The 18662-nt window shown below is 56.7% G+C and carries 19 protein-coding genes; 12 read left to right on the top strand and 7 right to left on the bottom strand.

From position 1 onward, the window contains the following. Positions 1–351 precede the first annotated feature (351 nt). The 8 genes from MCACP_RS11585 (at position 352) to MCACP_RS11550 (ending at position 6706) form a co-directional block, all read left to right on the top strand. Positions 352–738, top strand: coding sequence for a GntR family transcriptional regulator (locus MCACP_RS11585; protein ID WP_406676903.1), 387 nt, complete (start codon positions 352–354; stop codon positions 736–738). Continuing rightward, on the top strand, positions 735–1613 hold the full coding sequence (locus MCACP_RS11580) for an ABC transporter ATP-binding protein (protein WP_406676902.1): 879 nt from the start codon (positions 735–737) through the stop codon (positions 1611–1613). Before MCACP_RS11585 ends, MCACP_RS11580 begins: the two co-directional genes overlap by 4 nt. 100 nt (positions 1614–1713) lie before the next feature. Next, positions 1714–2364, top strand: coding sequence for an ABC-2 transporter permease (locus tag MCACP_RS11575; RefSeq protein WP_406676901.1), 651 nt, complete (start codon positions 1714–1716; stop codon positions 2362–2364). A gap of 116 nt (positions 2365–2480) precedes the next feature. Then, positions 2481–3872, top strand: a complete 1392-nt coding sequence (locus MCACP_RS11570; protein WP_406676900.1) for a DUF6612 family protein — start codon at positions 2481–2483, stop codon at positions 3870–3872. A 202-nt stretch (positions 3873–4074) separates the two neighbouring features. Then, positions 4075–4560 carry an RNA polymerase sigma factor gene (locus tag MCACP_RS11565; RefSeq protein WP_406676898.1) on the top strand — a complete coding sequence of 162 codons (486 nt, stop codon included), beginning with the start codon at positions 4075–4077 and terminating at the stop codon, positions 4558–4560. Beyond that, on the top strand, positions 4557–5495 hold the full coding sequence (locus tag MCACP_RS11560) for an anti sigma factor C-terminal domain-containing protein (RefSeq protein ID WP_406676897.1): 939 nt from the start codon (positions 4557–4559) through the stop codon (positions 5493–5495). The genes MCACP_RS11565 and MCACP_RS11560 overlap by 4 nt, the downstream gene beginning before the upstream one ends. A 138-nt stretch (positions 5496–5633) precedes the next feature. Continuing rightward, a complete protein-coding gene (locus MCACP_RS11555; RefSeq protein ID WP_406676896.1) occupies positions 5634–6383 on the top strand; it encodes a carbon-nitrogen hydrolase family protein in 750 nt (249 codons plus the stop codon). A 50-nt stretch (positions 6384–6433) separates the two neighbouring features. Continuing rightward, positions 6434–6706, top strand: a complete 273-nt coding sequence (locus MCACP_RS11550; protein WP_406676895.1) for a nitroreductase family protein — start codon at positions 6434–6436, stop codon at positions 6704–6706. A gap of 251 nt (positions 6707–6957) precedes the next feature. Here MCACP_RS11550 and MCACP_RS11545 read toward each other — a convergent pair whose 3' ends face one another. The 4 genes from MCACP_RS11545 to MCACP_RS11530 form a co-directional block, all read right to left on the bottom strand. After that, complete coding sequence (locus tag MCACP_RS11545) at positions 6958–7629, bottom strand: SdpI family protein (RefSeq protein ID WP_406676894.1); 672 nt, start codon at positions 7627–7629, stop codon at positions 6958–6960. Beyond that, complete coding sequence (locus MCACP_RS11540; RefSeq protein WP_406676893.1) at positions 7619–7936, bottom strand: autorepressor SdpR family transcription factor; 318 nt, start codon at positions 7934–7936, stop codon at positions 7619–7621. The genes MCACP_RS11545 and MCACP_RS11540 overlap by 11 nt, the downstream gene beginning before the upstream one ends. Positions 7937–8086: 150 nt before the next feature. Continuing rightward, a complete protein-coding gene (locus tag MCACP_RS11535; protein ID WP_406676892.1) occupies positions 8087–9286 on the bottom strand; it encodes a DUF401 family protein in 1200 nt (399 codons plus the stop codon). Positions 9287–9550: 264 nt separating this feature from the next. Next, positions 9551–11842, bottom strand: coding sequence for a stalk domain-containing protein (locus tag MCACP_RS11530; RefSeq protein WP_406676891.1), 2292 nt, complete (start codon positions 11840–11842; stop codon positions 9551–9553). A gap of 196 nt (positions 11843–12038) precedes the next feature. Between MCACP_RS11530 and ligD the strand changes: the two genes are divergently transcribed. The 4 genes from ligD (at position 12039) to MCACP_RS11510 (ending at position 15593) form a co-directional block, all read left to right on the top strand. Then, positions 12039–12983, top strand: a complete 945-nt coding sequence (gene ligD, locus MCACP_RS11525; protein WP_406678748.1) for a non-homologous end-joining DNA ligase — start codon at positions 12039–12041, stop codon at positions 12981–12983. Between the two features lie 90 nt (positions 12984–13073). Further along, positions 13074–13565: a cation:proton antiporter regulatory subunit gene (locus MCACP_RS11520; protein ID WP_406676890.1), complete on the top strand. Its 492-nt coding sequence runs from the start codon at positions 13074–13076 to the stop codon at positions 13563–13565. A 2-nt stretch (positions 13566–13567) separates the two neighbouring features. Then, positions 13568–14794 carry a cation:proton antiporter gene (locus MCACP_RS11515; protein ID WP_406676889.1) on the top strand — a complete coding sequence of 409 codons (1227 nt, stop codon included), beginning with the start codon at positions 13568–13570 and terminating at the stop codon, positions 14792–14794. A gap of 235 nt (positions 14795–15029) precedes the next feature. After that, positions 15030–15593 (top strand): Uma2 family endonuclease, encoded by a 564-nt coding sequence (locus tag MCACP_RS11510; protein WP_075517356.1) that lies wholly within the window; start codon positions 15030–15032, stop codon positions 15591–15593. A 186-nt stretch (positions 15594–15779) separates the two neighbouring features. On the opposite strand, the gene MCACP_RS11505 is transcribed toward MCACP_RS11510, so the two are convergent. The 3 genes from MCACP_RS11505 to MCACP_RS11495 all read right to left on the bottom strand — a co-directional run bounded on the left by MCACP_RS11505 (position 15780) and on the right by MCACP_RS11495 (position 18639). After that, the gene (locus MCACP_RS11505; RefSeq protein WP_406676888.1) at positions 15780–16334 is read right to left on the bottom strand and encodes a CD3072 family TudS-related putative desulfidase; all 555 of its coding nucleotides are present in this window, start codon (positions 16332–16334) and stop codon (positions 15780–15782) included. 82 nt (positions 16335–16416) lie between these two features. After that, entirely contained in the window at positions 16417–17937 is a 1521-nt protein-coding gene (locus MCACP_RS11500) for an ABC transporter ATP-binding protein (protein WP_406676887.1), read from the bottom strand. Then, entirely contained in the window at positions 17938–18639 is a 702-nt protein-coding gene (locus tag MCACP_RS11495) for an energy-coupling factor transporter transmembrane component T family protein (protein ID WP_406676886.1), read from the bottom strand. Between the last annotated feature and the right edge of the window lie 23 nt (positions 18640–18662).

The following is an 18662-nucleotide window of genomic DNA, read 5'->3' as shown; positions in this document are numbered from 1 at the left end:
ACAACCTGACGAAAACCGCCAGGCTGTTATTGCCTTCACTCCTGCCAGTCTCGTCTCCACTCATCTCTATACTTGGCTCTCAACTCAGCTCGACCTTGGCAATGGTGAACAGGTAAACCTATGGTTTGTTTCCCTTAGCAGGTTACCTTTAGCATACCAGGGGCAGGGAGTTCCTGTCAAGGGGGTGATCAGGTAATAATTCGGTACGGTGTCTTTAAACTATCACATAAGCCTTGACATGGCCTGCGCTTGTGCCTATACTGTATATAGATAGTATATACAGTAGTTTCTCCGGGGCATCGATCCGAGGGGGAACGGGTCACCCGAAAGCGTAAAAGGGGAGGGATACCCTTGCTCCTCAAAGTATCCGGGGAAAACCCGGAGCCCATGTACCAGCAGATCATTAACGAAATTCGCCGCCTGATTCTCACCGGCGAGCTTTCCCCGGGGGATCCCCTGCCCTCCATCCGCGAGCTGGCCCAGCAGCTTACCACCAGCGTCATTACCACCCGGCGGGCCTACCTGGAGCTGGAGCGGGAGGGTTTGCTGACTACCCGCCAGGGGGTGGGGACCTTCGTAGCCCGGGTCGACCGGGAAACCGCCCGCGCGGCGGCCAGGAAAATAGCGGCCGGATTGCTTACCCGGGCCCTGGAGGAGGCCCGCAGGCTGGGACTCACGGATGGCGAAATCAGCGCCATTTTCGACGGCATCCTGCAAGGAGGTAATGGCAAACCATGACTGCCGCCCTGGAAGTACAGAACTTAAAGAAGTCTTTCCCCGGTTTTACCCTGGGGCCCTTATCCCTGGAACTGCCCGCCGGTTATATCATGGGCTTCATCGGTCCCAACGGCGCCGGCAAAAGCACCACCATTAAATGCCTGTTGAACCTTTTTCACCCCGACGACGGGGAAATCCGGGTATATGGCCTGGATTCCCGCCGGGACGAACTGGAAATTCGCCAGGTGGTGGGCTACGTTGCCGAAAGCCACCCCTATTACCAGGACATGACGGTGGCATGGACGGCCGGCTTTTACGCCCGCTTTTACCGTCACTGGGACGAGGGACTGTGCCGCCGGCTCCTGGAAAAGTTTAATGTGCCCCGCGACAGGAAGGTTAAAGAACTTTCCAGGGGGACCCGGACCAAACTCTCCCTGGCCCTGGCCCTGGCCCACCGGCCCCGCCTGCTCATCCTGGATGAGCCCATGGCCGGCCTGGACCCTGTAGCCAGGCACGACGTCCTCCAGGAGATGCTGGCCTTCATCCAGGACGAAGAACGGGCTATCTTTTTCTCCACCCATCTCATGGAAGACGTGGAGAAGGTGGCCGATTATGTGGCCGTTTTAAACGAGGGCAGATTGCTCCTGTGCCAAGAGAAGGACGACCTCCTGGCCGACTGGAAGGGGTTGGCCTTCCCTGCTTCCCGCCTGGAGGAACTGAAGCCCTGGCTGAAAACCTGGCAGCAGGAAGGCGGCCGTTGCCTGGGGGTAACGGGCAGTTACCGCCACCTGCTGCAGCAGCTTCCGGAGGCGGCCCGGTACCTGGAGACAAGTCCCTTAAAGCTGGAAGACCTGCTTCTGGCAGTGGTAAGGAAGGGAAAAATCGGCCGCAGCTGAAGTTAAACAGGGCCACAGGAGCGGGGGAACAATTACCATCGGCGAAAGTAAGGTAAAAGCTATTTTCTCGCCAAAACTAAATTCCAGGGGGGAGAAAACCATGTGGACCCTTATAGCCAAGGATCTGAGGGTTTTGCGCTCGAGTATCTTGACCTATGCCTTGATGGCTGCGGCCATGATCTTGTTTTTTAGCCGGATGGAAAATGGGAACGCCTTCATAGCCTTCTGGAGTCTTTTCTTACCCTACTTTTATGTTGGCCGCATGTGTTATCAGGAGGAAGTAGACGGGGGCCTGGGCTTGCTGCGCTCCCTGCCTGTAAGCCCCGGCACCATTGTGGCCAGCAAATTTGCCGGCGGCCTGTTGCTAACCATAGGCGGCAGCCTTCTGGTAATCGTTGCGGGCGGCCTGGCGCACTGGCTGGGCTGGTTTACGCCCCAGGGCGGGATCAGCCTCCTATTCATATCCCTGGCTTTCCCCCTGGCCCTGGTGCTGGTTCTGGAGGGATTGGTTTTTCTGGTCTTTTTTACCTGGGATTATAGACGCGCTTCTTATGTAATGCTGTTACCCCTTCTGGGCCTTTTACCCCTGGCGTTCCCCTCCTTATTTCGCCCGGTCGTCGGGTGGGTGTTGGATCATATAACTGTAGACTCCTGGTTCTTTCTGCCGGGATTGCTACTGGAGTCCCTAATCTGCTACCTGGCCCTGGGATTGCTGGCCGGACGGGTGTTCAGCCGGAGGGATGTGGGATAGGATATTATCTGCTATAAATTTCCCCGGCCGGCAGGAGAAATCTGGCAGGGTAGAGAATTATTCAACAATAAGAGAGGTACAGGGGGAAGAACAGCGAAAGGGGAGAAGGGAAAAGTATGAAGAAGTGGTTTCAGGCGTTGATACTAGCCGTGGGACTGATCCTGGCCCTGACGCCGGCCGCCCTGGCCGGGACGGTCACCGGCGACCAGCTCCGCCAGGTATTTCCCCAGGCTCCGGCGCCGGGGAAGACCCTGACCCGGGGTGAGTTTGCCGCCCTCCTGGCCCGGGCGGCCGGGGTGCAGGTGAAGGGTAACCCGGCTGATACCCAGGGGGATGCCTGGTACGGCCCGGCGGTAACGGCTTTGAAGGAAAAGGGCGTCATCAGGGGCTACCCCGACGGCGGCCTGCACACCGACCGGCCGGTTACCCTGCTGGAGGCGGCGGTGATGGCATCCAGGGTCCTGGGGTTGCCGGACGGCGTCGCCGCGCCGGAGGTAAAGGGGTCCCTGGAACGGGAGAGCTGGGGTTATACCCCCTATGCCTGGCTGGTACGGGCCGGCCTGCTGCAGCCCGGCCAGGACGCCGGCAGGCTCCTAACCGTGGACGAGGGGGTTGCTTTCCTGGCCAGGGTTTTTGGCAGCGACCCGGAGGCGGAAAGGATTGTCCAGGCCGCCCGGCAGGCCCAGGCCAAGGTCAAAGACCTGAAGTTCGCCGGCAGCATGGCCGTGACCATGCGCCCGCGGCCGGAAATGGCCGGGAAAATGCCCCCGGTTTCCATGCAGGGCAATATCGTGAGCGAGTTCAGCTATCCCCTGAGCCTGCACCAGAAGGTGGACATGACCCTTAACCTGCCGGCTGAGAAAACACCGGGTAAAGACCTGCCAGCAGGCGGTAAGGTGCAGATGACCATGGAACAGTACCTGGTGGACGGGACTATGTACCAGCGGGTAGAGGCCCCGGGCATGGCGGAACCCCGGTGGATGAAGCTGCCCAAAGGAGCCCTGCCGGACCTGAAAGCCCTGGTGGAACAGAGCAGGAACGCGGCGGGGTTACCGCCGGGACTGAAGGACAGCTTCCATTTCCGGTATTTGGGCGAGGGCATAGAGAACGGGCATAAGGTTCACCGTATCGCCTACTACGGCCGGATTGACGACTGGCGGGCCTTGATGCAGGCCCTGCCCGGAGGGTTGACCCCGGAGATGGAGCAGGTCCTGACCCAGGCCGGCGGCGTCTTGAAGTCCGTTTCCTTCTGGGGTGAGGAAGCCATCGGCGTGGAAGACAACTTTACTTATGCCTCGGAAATGACCGGCCTGGTCGCTTTTGCGGATAAATTCCAGGGAGAAACCGTACCCCTGGAAACCATGACCATTAACATGAAGATTACGGATTACCAGTATAACAGCGGCGTAAAGATCCAGGTGCCTGCCGGAGCCCTGGCGGCACCGGAAGTACCCCTGACACCATCAGAACCGGAAGCAAAACCACCCGGGAGCCAGATGCAAGGGTGAGGCCCTGCCCAGGGCGGTATTAAAAATGTTGTAACAAGGCCGTTTCAGAGCCAATCCTGGCCTCAGCCGGGGCGGGACTCGCCCGTTGCAGGCCTGAAGGACCATGGGGGCCACGTATCCGGAAGGACGTGGCCTTTTTCTGTACCCTTTTTGCCCCTGCCGGCGTCTTTTTTATAGAGAAACAAAAAGGAGGAGGTGGCCGTTGTGGCAGGAGTTGCACCGGCTGGCTTACCGCTACCTGGTTAGCCTGGGCTTGACCCGTGAAGACGCAGAAGACCTGGCCCAGGAGACTATGGTGGCGGCCTGCCTGCACCTGGACGGGGTGCAGCCGGGAAAACTGCAGGCCTGGGTCATCACCGTCGCCCGGCATAAATTTATCGACTGGCTGCGCCGGGCCGGCAGGGGTGTATCCCTTCTATACCTCCCGGACGCAGAACCGGAAGAAGCAGCCGGATGTCCGGAGGCAAAGGCCCTCCAGCAGGAAAGGCGGCAGGAGATTATGGCTGCCCTGAACCGGCTGGAACCTACCGAACGGGCGCTCCTGGTGCTGAAATATAACCTGGGGCTCAAGGGGGAAGAAATAGCGAAGCTACTGAAAATGAAACCCAATACGGTAAAAGTAAAGCTCTACCGGGCCAGGCAAAGGTTTAAGGCGGAATATAACAGGATTTTGGAGGGTCGAAGATGAAAAAGGAAGGAAAGGAAAAAGGAGAAGCGTTTTTCGATGAGGCCCGTTTTCTCCGCCGGGTGCGTTGGCGCAGCACGGTGCGGTCAGTTCTGATCAGCCTGGTGGTACTGGTAACCGTTCTGAGCCTTTTTTATATTGGTACCAGGTACCTCCTCGACCTGCAGGACAACCGGATCGGGCTTTATTACCCGGAGCTGGTTCGTTACAGCACCCCGAACACCGTGGCCATTGCCGGCCCGTGGCGTGACGAGGGCTGGCTGGGGCGGCAGAAGGAGTACCTCCTGGTGCGTATGGTCGGAGATCGGCCTGTCTACGTGGGCACGGCCACGGTGGAGTTCCAAATCTGGGGTGGAGAACTGATTTGGGACCCGGACTATACTGTTGTTAAGGCCGCCGGCGGTAAAGACTACTTCCTGCCGGGTATGGTACCGGTGCTGAAGTTCTTTCACCCGGCAGTAAAACACGAGCAGCTGCCCCGGGAGTTCGACCGGTTGGACAGCATCCCGGCAGGGGATACGGTGGAAATGGCTCTCTCCTTTGACCGCCTGCTGACCAAACAGGAAATGGAGGCCCTGCTGCCCGCCGGCGTAGTGCCCCTCTGGGGCGCGGTTGCCGCCTACAGCAACGAGGAGATTGCCGCGGCCAGCCAGAAAGATCCCGGCCTGGGAAGCTACCTGGCCCACCGGCTGGTGGGTATTCCTTTCAACGGGGAAAGGCAGCTCACCGAGGCCCAGTTCATCGAGGAGCTCCGCCGTTTGAGCGAGGTACCCAGCTATTCCTCCGCTAAACTCAAGCGTATTGCAGATTACCTGCAGCAGAACGGCATCCGTTACTACGGCCTGGTAGTGACCGGTAAACCCGGGGACCTGGGCAAACTGCGGCAAAACCCGGCCATCACGGCGGCCATGATAGGCGGCGTTACCGGCCGGCAGTAAGCCGGAAATGGTATAAGGTTTAATCCGGTTTCTGGTAAGGTCGGCAGGCACAGCTGGGACCGGAGGAACTCTGGCAGCGCCTTGCCGCACCGCACCCGGTATAGTAAGATAGGAGCGGGAAAATATACCACGGGGGCGATGACTTTGCGTGTAGGCGCGGCCCAGATGTTTATCGCCGACAGCCTGGCGGTAAATGAAGCGGCAATCTTACGCCTGGCCGCGGAAGCAGCCGGGCGGGGCGTGGAACTGCTGGCTTTTCCGGAAATGAGCCTGACGGGATATAACCCGGCTGTCCTGGGCCGGCCGGGGTTTAAGGAGGAACTGGATGGTACCCTGGCCAGGATCGCCCGGGGAGCGGTCGACCTGGGTGTGGGTTTGCTTGTCGGCCGGGCCGAGTTTGCCGGCGACCGGCTGTTCAACGCCGCTTCGGTGTTCCTGCCCGACGGCAGCGTCCACACCTACCGCAAGATCTACCTGACGGAGGCCGAGGCCCGCTATTTTACCCCGGGCGCCGGGCACCTGGTCTTTAGCTATAAAGGATACCGGTTCGGGGTCATCATCTGCCGCGACCAGAATTACCCCGAACTGGCCCGGCAGATCGCGGCGGAAGGGGCCAGGGCCCTGTTCATCCTTTCCGCCCACTACTACCAACCGGGCGAGGCCCGCTGGAAGCTGCCTAAAAACCGCGCCCTGCCCATCGCCAGGGCGGTGGAGAACCGCTGTTACGTCCTCCTGGCCAACGCCGTGGGCAGCCACATCGGCATGGTGAGCCTGGGCAACAGCCTGATCGCCGACCCGGAGGGCGGCCTGGTAGTTATGGCTGATGAAACCTCGGAGACCTTGTTGACCTGCGACCTGCCGGGGGACAACGTCAATCAGGCCAGATGAAGGCGGGATAATCGGCTATAATTATAGTTGAATAAATAAAAAATTAAGGAGTGTTACTATGGACGCCACCGGAAGGGCCTTATAGCCTTGCCACCACATCTTGCGCTGCTACCAGCATGACCATTGCCGCAACAGCTCTGGGGCTGGGTTCCTGCTATCTGATTACCCCTAAGCTCGCCTTTGCAGCCGATAAGGGACTGACTGCCAGAACGGGCATTCCCGAAGGTTACGAAATCATGTGCGCTGTAGCTGTAGGCTACAAAGCAGGCGATAAATTTACCGTAGAAAGGATTAAAAAAGATAATGTAAACTATGTAAAGTAATAGGAATACGGGGCCGCCAAACGGCCCCGGAGCGCCGCTAAAGGCCGCTAAAGCCCGAAGTCCATAATTTATAGCGGCAATATGCACGTTAATCAACGGGTAATATTTACCGGTAACGCAGTTCCCGGACTTGATTATAAATTGGCCCGGCAATAATGCCGGGCCTTTTACTGCCTGCTGCCGCTGACTTATACCCCGCCTCCACCCTTTATTAAACCGGTACAGGAAACCCTTCCTTTCCGCGGAGTTTTTTAGGGCGACACCTGGCGGAAGGCCAGATAAGAATAAACTATGGTACTACTGACGGCTATAACCGGGCCGGCCAGGCCCAGGACGAAGTTGGCCGGCGGCGGCAGGAAGGCCGCGACGATGAACATGAACCCGGCCAGGATAAAGGCATAACCGGAAAAGCGGTGGGTACGCCGCCAGACTTCCTCATTGGCCAGGGTCCAGGGGGTGCGGACGCCGAAGAAGTAATTGAGACGCGCCTGGGGGAGATAGTTGCCGATCAGGATAAAGAGCAACCCTACCGCCAGGGGTACAACCCGGCCGACCAGGTTGGCCGGGCCGCCCAGGGCTACGACCAGGGTGGTGGCATAAATCACCCCCATAAAGAGGACCAGTCCCAGGCGTACCATCTGGTAGGCCCGGTCAAAGCGAGGGTAGTTTTCTCGCCTAGGATCCAGGTAAGGGACCAAAAGCAGGAGCAGGTAAATACCGCCGGTCATCAGGGGCAGGGCGAAGGCGCCCCAGAAGCGGTTGAAGTAATTATCAACCTCGCCCCGGAAGTTCCAGTGGGCCGGGACCAGGTCCGGCAGGTGGGGGTAGAGAATGATGCCGGCGACGAACATGGCCCCCAGGGCCATCAAAGCGGGCCAGTCGCGGGCTATCATTTTACCGGTAATGCGATACCTATTTTCCATTCTCTTTACGCGCCTCCCCTTTTTTGGCTGGTTGTCGCTCCTTTATTGTCCCCAGCAGGTCGAACAGCCATCCCGCAATATCCTGAAAAACAGTGGTGTTCAGGGAATAGATGACGTACTGGCCCTTCTTTTCATCTTGCACCAGCCCGGCTTCCTTGAGGACACTGAGGTGGTGGGAGATGGTCGGCCAGGAGAGGTCGAAGGCTGCGGCAATCTCCCCGGCGGCCATATCCCCCCGGGCCAGCCGGCGCAGGATTTCCCGGCGGGTGTCATCGCCCAGGGCCTTGAAGAGGGTGTTTAAGCCCATCGCTTTTCACCCTTCCCGCCCGAGTTATTTAGAAAGGTATCTAATTAACTAAAATATAATTCTCCTTCGGGCGGTTGTCAACTGTTAATATATGTCAGGTCGCCCGGGCATAAAGGAGGCCGTTAGCCACTGAAAGGTAGCGGGCTTCAATCAGTTAAACATAACATACAGGGCGGTGGCTACGGAGAGGAGGGCGGTTTCCGGGAGGATGAGCATCTTGAGGACTTTACGCAGGTCGGCCTTGAAGAAATCGACGGTCAATGTCAGGCACAGGTGCATGGGAGTAAACATGGCCCCGGTAAATGTGGCCACAAAGACAAATACCACCAGGGCCATTTCTACCTGACCACCGGCAGCAGCCACCACCAGGGGAAAAATTATACCCATGGAGTAAGAAACCGTGCCGGTGATCAAACCGACCAGGAAGCCGAACGTCCCGAAAACCACGAACTCCGGGATGGCCAGCGTTTCCAGGAGGTAGGCCAGGCCGTCAACGGCTTTGGTTTCTAAAATTATTTGCTTGAAGAACATGATACCTAGAACAAGGAGCAGGGTTTTTACCTGGAGTGCTTCCCGGCACAACCGGAGGGCCTGGAAGGGGGTATAACGGTGGCGCAACATGAGCACCGCCACCACGAGGCCCACGGCGGCCCAGATCTTGACCTGCAGCAGCAGGACCATTAAAACTACGGCCAGGACCGGGGAGACGTTGATGAGGACCTCCCTGGCAAGGAGAAAATAGCCGGTACTGCTGTGCTCCTTGACCACCGGGATGCGCCGCAGGACGGGTATTCCCAGCAGGGCCACCAGCAGGGCATAGGGAACCGTATTCCGGATTAATTGCGCCAGGGGTATCCCGCAAACACGGGCGGTTATTAAAAGACTCGGGTAGAGGGGCAGGCAATACTCCCATATGTGGCGGTAAAAATAATTGACGAAGCTTTTTTCTTCCGGGGTGAGGGGTGTGTCGGCCGCCGCCTGGGCGACCAGGGGGGCAGAAAACAAGGCACCCCCCAGGGAGGGCATCAAGCCGATCAAGGCTGGCAACACCGCTAACAGGAGGCGGCGGTTATGCAGGAGGCGACGTAAACTGGCCAGCATCCTTTCCAGGTATCCATGCTTTCCCAGGAGGTGTTCCAGAGACATAATCAGGACGAGAACTATCTCCAGTTCTATGGTGGCCGGATCCGTAAGGGTCTGCCCGAAAGCGGTCAGCAAGGCGGCCGGGCCGAGGCGGTAAAGGATGGCGAGGAGGCAGGAACTCCCGAAGATTACCGGTACCAGGGGGGCCCGCACCCAGAGGAGGAGCATCATCAGGGCGAAGACGGCTAGCAGTCTAAAGGCCAGCAAGAGTTCACCTTCCCGGGAGTTTTTGCCTGAAAAGGGATGGCATAAGTGTTATTAAATTGATAAAGTTATTACAACGGCTTTCTAGCTTATTTTACTATACCTGCGCAGCGGTTACAAGGGGTGATCAGAAGAGTCGCTATCGTTCGTGTCCTCCAGGGGCTCAAGTATTACAGCCGACCGGTCTGGTAGGGCACCGCCCGGCAGGTTAATTAAAAAAGCTTTAGCTCCAGTTAACCGGAGCTAAAGCTTCTGGTAGCCAGATGGTTAATTGCTCACAGTGCCCAGGGCCTTGTTCAGTTCGGTAACACCGATTACAGGCAGGGAGACCCTGCCGACATCGCGGCCCTGTTCATCATAGCCCCGGGCAAAGAGCGCGGTAGCCAGGATAGTTTCCCGGGGGATGGGAAAGGTCCAGACCTGTTCACCGCCGGTTTCCACTTTCTTGACGGCCGGGCCCAGGAGGGTGTAATCCTTCTCCGTTATACCCGTTCCCGCCGGTATGGCCCAGATCTCCACCCGGGCCAGATACCGGCCCTTAACCACCAGGTTGGGCCGGTCAATGGCAAAGCTGGTAAGCCGGGCGGCAGAGGCCGGTGTGCCACCGGTCGGGGTGACGGACCGGACCCGCAGCAAGGGACCGCGCATATACAGGCTGGCTTCCCGGGTGATAACGCCGGTTATCATTACCTCCTGGCCGGCGTATTTTTCCAGGTCCCGGGCCGCGGCAGGATAATCTTTGTCCGGCACCAGGACCAGGCGCCCCCGGGCTGTTTCCAGCTCATAATGGCGGCCTTCCACGTCGCTGACCACCAGTTTCCCGCTTACCCGGACGGTTTGGTCCAGGTAGTAGATGCTCACCCAGGCGGGGTGGTAGTTGCCGTAGTAACCGGACGAGCCGGTTACGTTCCGCACCAGTTCTACCGCCGGGCCGCCGGCCAGGGGCTGCTGGTAGATGGAACCGCTGTCGCGGCGGTCCAGGCGCAAGTAGGTGAGATTCTGGCCGTCCGGGGAGACTGAGGGGTAGTAGTCGGCGGAGCCCGCCGGGCCGGAGGTTACGGGCACGGCCGGACCATCGAGTTTCTGCCACCAAATGCGCTGGCCGGGCACCAGGACCCGGGCGTCGTTTTGCTGGTTGCCCTCCCAGTACTTATTCTCCGGGCCGCGGCACAAGAGGACGCCGCCATCTGCGGCGGGCAGCCACACCGGCATAGTATCTACCTGGCCGGCCTGGCCGTAGTCCGTGATCTTACCCCCGGCCTCCAGGTCTACGATGGTAAGTCGCTTGTCAATAGTGGCATCCCGGCCGCCGCCCCGGATATAGGCCAGCCGGCTGCCGTCCGGGGACCAGGCCAGCCACCCGGAGTAATTAAGGGTTACCCCCAGGTCCAAGGGCTTGCCGGGCTGCTCCAGATCCAGGACCTGAAGGTCGACGCCGTCGGCGGCCAGGGACGCCGAGTTGGGGTGCAGGTGATAGGCCAGGTAGCGGCCGTCGGGCGACCAGCTAAGACCATAAGCAAAGGAGGGGTAGACCTCACCTATGGGAGTGCCGGCCTCGCCCAGGGTTAGAAGGTTGCTGCGTTCGCCCTTTAAGGTCAGGCGGTCAATGCGCAGGGGTTCATCCTGCGTGCGCGGCAGGGAGATGGCCAGGCTCTGGCCGTCCGGGGCCCAGGCGAAGTCTTCCACCAGCTCACCTTTGTCCGGTATCAGCGCCGTTACTTTAGCCTTGCCGCTTTCTATAGCGGCGAGCTTCAGGTTCATATCCGGGGCGTAGCCGCCCGCCGGGCCCTGGGTACTGTAGGCCAGGATGCTGGCTGCCGGGGACCAGGCCGCCTTTGCCAGCACCGGCCGCGAGTCTACCTGGAAGGCGCCGCTGCCGTCGGCCCTCACCACCCACAGGTAGGGCTTGCCGGCCCGGAAATTCGGCGTCTCCCACTGCAGGTAGGCCAGCCACTGGCCGTCGGGGGACCAGCCCAGGATTTGCACGGCGCCGTCCTTCGTCACCCGGACCGGCCCGGCCCCGGCCTGGCTGCCGTCCAGGAGCCAGAGGTTGTTGTTGGCGGTGAAGGCCACCCTGGCCGGGAAGGGCGCCGCGTACACCCGTTCCGGTACCGCAGGCGGCGGGGTGGTGATGGCTACCGTCAGGGTCAGGCTGTTCCAGGAGACCCCGGCGCCCAGGGATTCCGCCAGGAAGCGCACCGGCGCCAGTACGCGGCCGTTGCGCACCTGCAAGGGTACGGCCAGGGTGTACTTTATATCGTTTTTAAATACATCTTTGCTGCCGGCGACCATCCTGATGGTTGTCTGCGGCCTCGTTATTATTATTTCCCTGCTCGCCTCCTTCCAGGCTACCTGCGCCCGGAGGGCCTGTGCCAGGGCCCGTACGGGCGCCAGGACGCAGCCGTCCTGGATTACGGCCGGCTCCTCCGGGTTTAGCTCCCGGCCGTCGACAAAAATAGTTACACCCGCCGCTCCGGCCGGGGCGGGGAAGAGCCCCGCCAGCAGGAAGAAAAGGGCCAGCAGGGCCAGGGGCTTAAGTGTTTTTGGGGCGTGATACATGGATTATGCCTCCTTTCGTCTTTACCTAATTTTACAGACGCCGGAAGGGAGGCAATGGTTCCCGTCTTTATGGCAAATTTTTACCCGGGCTCTAGCATGCCCATGATAATGAAGCCCCTGATGCGCCCGAATGAACTTTAACCGGGGTGGGGAATACTACCGGCAGGCCGGCAGGACAGGGGGTGGCGGCAGGGAAATGGACCGGGAAACGACAACAGGACCGCGGGTTAACGGGGAGCCCTATATGCGGCTCCGGTTGCCGGGACAGCAGCTCCGGCTGACCAACCCGGACAAAATCTTCTGGCCGGAGGGGCTGACCAAGCTGGACCTGGTCGAATATTATGTCGACATGGCCCCCGTCATCCTGCCTTACCTGCGGGACCGCCCCCTGGTCCTGAAGCGCTACCCGGACGGCATAACAGGAGAGGCCTTTTACCAGAAAGAGTGCCCTGCCTATGCCCCGGAGTGGGTGGCGACCCTGCCTGTCTATCACGCCGATAGCGATAAAACCATCAATTACGTCCTCTGCAATAACGAAGCAACCCTGGCCTGGCTGGCCAACCAGGGGTGCATCGAGATCCACGCCTGGCTTTCCCGGGCCGGCCACCTGGAATACCCGGATCTTGCCGTCATGGACCTCGATCCTGCGGCAGGGGCAACCTTTGCTGATGTGCTGGAAATCGCCCTCCTGGTCAACCAGGCTTTAAAGGAACTCCACCTCACCGGCTACCCCAAAACTTCAGGCGCCAGGGGCCTGCATATTTTCATCCCCCTTTATCCCCGCTGGACCTTCCGGGAAGTTACGGCTGCCATGGGATACCTGGCGCAGCTCATTGTCCAAGTTTACCCCCGCAAGGCTACCACCGAACACCTTATCCAAAAGCGCCGGGGCAAAGTCTATCTGGACTACCTGCAGAACGTGCGGGGACGCTCCATGGCCTTTCCTTACAGCCTGCGGCCCCTGCCCGGAGCCCCGGTTTCCGCCCCCTTGACCTGGGAAGAAGTGGCGGCGAAAAAGATTAATCCCGGAGATTTCAATATCCATACCATCAGGCGCCGCCTGGAAGAATGGGGCGACTTGTACCGGGAACTCCTGGAGCGCCCCAATGATTTAACACCCCTGTTAGAGCTGGCCATATAAAGCAGCAGGGTATGCTTAGCTTTGGCAACCGGAAGGTTTATGTTAAAATGAAATAAAGCCGCGGTGAATTATAAGCAAGGGGGAAGTTAGATGTCGATAAAAGAGACCGAGCTTCCCGGTATCGGGAAAAAATTCCAAATTGAAACCCGCAGCGGGGATAAGATGGTCATTGTCGTACACGATGATGGCCGACGGGAAATTTATCATTTTGACAGTAATGACCCGGAGGAAAGCATCTCCATGGTCACCTTGGACGACACGGAAGCGCGCCGTGTGGCAGGTATTCTCGGCGGTATGGCCTACGAGCCAAAAGCACTGGAAACGGTTGAAATGGCCCTGGATGACATGGTTTTTGAATGGTATAAAGTGGAGAGAGATGCCCAAGCAATAGGGAAAACTATCGGGGATTTGGATATCCGCAAAAAAACGGGCGCTGCCATTATAGCTATAATTAAAAAAGACGAAAAAGTCCTCAACCCGGGACCGGAAGAAATCATCACCCCGGGAGCAACAATTGTGGTTTTAGGGGACAGGAAGCAGGTAAAGGCTTGTAAAGAGCTGATTTTGCACGGGGGCATATAGTTATGCCCGAACAGGTGCTCCTTGAAATCGGGCTGGCATTAGCTATCGTAGCTTTTGCCGGGATCCTTGCCGCCAGGTTCCGCGTTTCTATTGTACCGCTCTTGATCCTTGCCGGTATGGTTGTAGGCCCCCATGCGCCGGTAATCGGCATCCTGGATTTTCGCTTTATTAAAACCGCGCCTTTGATAGATTTTATGGGGCGGGTAGGGATACTCTTTCTCCTTTTCAGCCTCGGCCTGGAGTTTTCCGTCGGGAGATTATTAAAGGCAGGCCGCTCGATTCTGGTGGGTGGAACCATCTATATGGCCATAAATTTTACCCTCGGCATGGTTCTACCTATAATTTGGGGTTGGCCGTTGCGGGAAACCCTGGTGGTAGCCGGGCTTATTTCTATTTCCTCAAGCGCCATCGTTGCCAAGGTTCTGGTTGACCTAAAGCGAACGGCACGGCCGGAAACCGAGATGATCCTGGGGCTTATGTTATTCCAGGACGTATTCGTAGCGGTATATCTATCCATCATTTCCGGTCTGGTCCTTACAGGTTCGGCCTCACCGGCGAGCGTGTTGAAATCTACCTCCCTTGCCCTGGGATTTATGCTGGGCTTAATCCTCGCCGGCCGCAAACTGGCACCGTTAATTAACAGGCTGCTTAACGTTCCTTCCGATGAAGTTTTTATGCTCATAGTCTTTGCTTTCCTCACCCTGGTAGCCGGTTTTTCAGAGACTATCCATGTGGCGGAAGCTATTGGTGCCTTGCTTGTGGGTTTAATTTTAGCCGAGACAGACCATCTCGACCGCATCGAGCATATTGTCGTGCCGTTCCGTGATTTTTTCGGGGCCCTGTTTTTTTTCAGCTTCGGTTTGAGCATCGACCCTTTAACCTTGGGAGGGGCCGTCAGGCCGGTCCTGACTGCCGTAGCGGCAACATTAACAGGCAATTTTCTTGCTGGTATTCTTGCCGGACGAATGGCCGGTTATTCGTACCGGGGGTGTACCAATATCGGGCTTACCATTACCCCCCGCGGAGAATTTTCTATCATCCTCGCCAATCTTGCGAAGACCGGCGGATTACTGCCGGTGCTACAACCCTTTGCAGCCCTGTATGTGTTGCTTATGGCTATTCTGGGTCCTTTACTTACGAAAGAATCTAAATGGATATACAACCAACTGGCTCACCTCTTTGGTTGGCCTGCCTGGAAAGAGATAAATAAACCCGATAGAACGATATAATTAAGAGGAGACTTGGATAGGCTCCTTATTAAGGTCGGCCAGGTTTATTTTAGCGACATCGTAGGCGGTAAAAGAATGGCAAACCGAACTTAATCCTATGGGGAAAAAGTGATCTTAGCTAACCGAGCTGCCGGGAGCGGGTACTCCTTATGCTTGCTCACCCGGTAACTTTCAGATAGAATAAAGAAAAAACTGCCGGTAAAAAGCAGAACCAAGGGAACGGAGGTGTAGGAAAATGGGAGTTAGTCTGGCAGAACTAGCGGTGGGTCGAGAACGGTATACTTATGAAGACTATTGCCGCCTCCCGGAGGGGTCACCCTATCAGCTTATCGGGGGGGAACTGGTAATGACACCTTCGCCTACACCCTATCACCAAATGGTATCCATGAAGTTGGAATTAAAAATGGCGGGCTTTGTCCTGGACAAAGGGCTGGGCATTGTGTTGCATGCTCCCCTGGACGTCTACCTAGACGATACGGAAACCTATCAACCGGACATAATTTTTATTTCTAACGAAAAGCTACCTATTATAGAAGAAAAACGTATCAACGGCGCCCCGGACCTGGTGGCGGAGATACTCTCCCCCAGTACGGGTTATTACGACCTGCGCAGCAAGTACAAGGTCTATGAAAAGAAAGGCGTCAGGGAATATTGGATTGTCGATCCCCAACATAAATCAGTGCAGGTTTTTTGCCGGCAGGAAGGAAAATTTGTCCTCGATCAGGAAGCAGAACAGCAGGGGACGGTTAAGTCGCGGGTGATAGTTGGCTTTGAGGTACAGGTAGAAAGTATCTTCTAAATTTATCCTGGTACAGACTTCGTATAACGGCCCGGGGGCCGGATTTTTATTTTGAGCACGGTGCTGGCAGCCATGGAACTGGCTCACACCGGCGATTGCCTGCTGCCGGGCGGAGATACTACAGGTAAAGCCCGGGCAGGAGGTGAGCCCTGGCCCATATCGAGGACTGCGGGCCGGGCAAGGGTTTTAGGATCCCGCCCTCAGCATAGCCTGTTTTATTGCTTCAATTGATAAACTAAGGTTATCTTCATCCACACCTACCATTGTAAGGGGTATGCCCAGTTTTTCCATCTCCTGGCGCAGAACCCTAATCATTACCCCTTCACCTTTAACCACCATGCTTTCAGTAAGCTTCTTTATTCCTATTTCACCTCCCCAGTCCCCCGAGCAGGTCAAATTCACCCCGCAAGACGGGCTCTTGTCAATACCTATAAGGAAGTCCACCCTGTACCCGTTGCGGACATATTCCTGGATCTCCATCAGGGTAGGAACCAGCATAGAGCGGACAGCTTCGGTAAAAAAGGGGTTTGCATATTGTTCGACTACCTGCCCCCACCTTCTCAGTCCCATTGCCCTCAGCTCCGGGCAGGGGAGCTGGATAATCCCATAATGGTGGGCGAGGAGAAGCCCGACAACCTGCTGCAGCGCGGCAGGATAGCTAGCTGTTCCCTCGATTTTGGCGTTGGTGTTGAGGATACAATGGCTCACCAAAGCTATTTTGCGGCTACGCCTAATTTTCATCACCTCCAGTCTAAGCCAGGATGTCATGAGAAGGTTGCTGCAAGTGATAAAAAGAAAGCCATTCCCTTATTATTTACGATGGTTAATGGTTATTGCTATTTAGTAGCCCCCTTATAAACGGGTGCCTGCTCAAGCTTAAATTCCGGAACTGGGTAGAAAAGAAAATATCTTGCGGGACCCCCTGCAGAACTATTTCGCCATGATCAAAGAAAACTACTCGATTGGCGTAAAGCAGGGTTACAGTTGGATCATGAGTCACTAGGATTATGGGGTTGTCCTTTTCTTGCCGTAGCTCAAGTATAATTGACATGAGTATTTCTACATTCCGATAGTCCAGGGATTTGAAGGGTTCATCAAGCACTATTATCTCCGGCCGGTTGATCAAAACCGACACTAAGGATACTATTTGCCGCAGCGAATAAGGTAAGGAATGCGGGTGGCTAGCGGCTATTTGGGCCTGCCCAATTTTGGCAAGCCAATGGGCTGCTTCTTTGAGAGCTTCATTCCACCGTGCGCCACGCGCCCTTAAGCTACAGGCTATTTCGCGGTCCACTCTTTCATTAAATATCTGGTCGTCGGGATTTTGAAATAACATGCCGATTTTCTCAGCCAGCAGGCCTACGGGAAGCCGCGAGGTTTCTGTCTCGCGCAACCAAACCCGCCCCTTTTGGGGTCTTAAAAGGCCGACCGTATGCTTGAGCAGAGTAGTTTTGCCCGACCCGTTGGGGCCCATAATTGCCACTACTTCGCCCTTACAGACTTCTAAAGAAACATTTTTGATACCTTGCCCGCTGTCAAAAAGATGCGTGACGCCTTCAAAAAAGAGCTCCCTGGAACCGGAGACGGTCATAATAGTAGCCTGAGATCGCTGCCGCCGGCTGATTCGGCACTCCGGCACCATTCCAGCGATTTTTTCAGCATTGCCGGACCTGTCCTGCGCAATCACGGCCCCGTCCCTGATTAGTATGATCCGGTCAGCAAAATAACGGGCATACTCAAAATAGCGAGTTGCAATGAGAACCGTACCCCCTGAAGCTGCTTTCCTTCTTAAAAGGGAAAGCATCGCCTCAGCCGCTTCCGCATCCGCCTGTTCAAAAGGCTCATCGCACAGTATAACTGGATAATCAACCGCAATGGCGGCGGCAAAAGCCACCTTTTGACGCTCGCCTCCTGACAGGCTGCTCATCTGCCTGTTCAGTAGATGACATATTCCTAGTTCTTCCGCCAGGAGTACGATCCTCTTTTCGACCTCCCGGGATGTCAACCCGGAATTTACCAAAGGGAGCGCCAATTCGTCGTATACCCGAGGCAAGAGATATAAATCGGAATTCTGGAGGATCACGCCTGCAGGCGCACGCTCGTTGCCCTCCGCGTTCAGGCTTTTGTTGGCCACCAGGATCCGGCCCCGCCATTTACCGGGCAGCACTCCGGGAATTAAACCAGCAAGGCACCGCAGGAGGGAGGTCTTGCCGCTTAAATTGCCGCCAACTAAAAAGGCTATCTCCCCCTGATATACGGTTAAATTGACACCTTGCAAAGCCGGTCTGGGGTTCCCGGGATAAAAAAGGCTCAAAGACTCAACTTGGATGCCTGCCTCTTTCATCTAATACCACCTGTATGCCACAAGCACATTGGCCAGCAGGTATACGGCGGACAGCCCGATGGCCACCTTTTCGCTTCGTTTAGCCGGCTCCCGGGCCAGCCCGATGTGGCGCCCGCTGTAACCGCGCAGATATAGAAGCTGGGCCAGGCTATACGCATGATTAATAGAGTGGATGACTATTGGGACCAAAACTGCCAGGTAAGCCCTTAGCCGCGCCGGGAGCGAATTGGTCTTAATCAACCCCCGCACTTCCTGAATTTCCAGAGTGGTAATGAACTGTTTCTGCAAAGCGGGCATTATTGCAAGGAACATGCTGACTATCATTCCCAGATCCGGATGAATTTTGTTGAACAATTTTACGAACTCAAAAGGCGGGGTAGTAGAGATTAGGTAATGCAAAATAATTAAAATACACAATAAACGCAATGCCAACCTCAGGGCATATACTGTCCCCTCCAGGCCGAACACCCACCAGTAATGCTGGTTGGCAGGATTAAAGAGACTATGAATTATAAGCATTGCCGCCAACAAAGAGGCACATGGCCAAAGGCGCTTTACTACCTCTTTAAGAACACCGGCCGACGTAGCGAAAATCAAAAGGGCGACCAGATTGGCAGCCAGTTGCTTCCAGGTGGGGATTGTAGTAACTGCCAAAAGCGCGATAATTGCTATTATCGCGCGTGTCTCAACCCTGAACGTCATATTTGGTGGATTCACTATCCTTA

Origin of the sequence: Neomoorella carbonis, assembly GCF_045278715.1 — a bacterium.
GTDB lineage: Bacteria > Bacillota > DSM-521 > Neomoorellales > Neomoorellaceae > Neomoorella > Neomoorella carbonis.
Note: the sequence above shows the minus strand (reverse complement) of the source record. Positions and strands in the feature narration are given on the sequence as shown.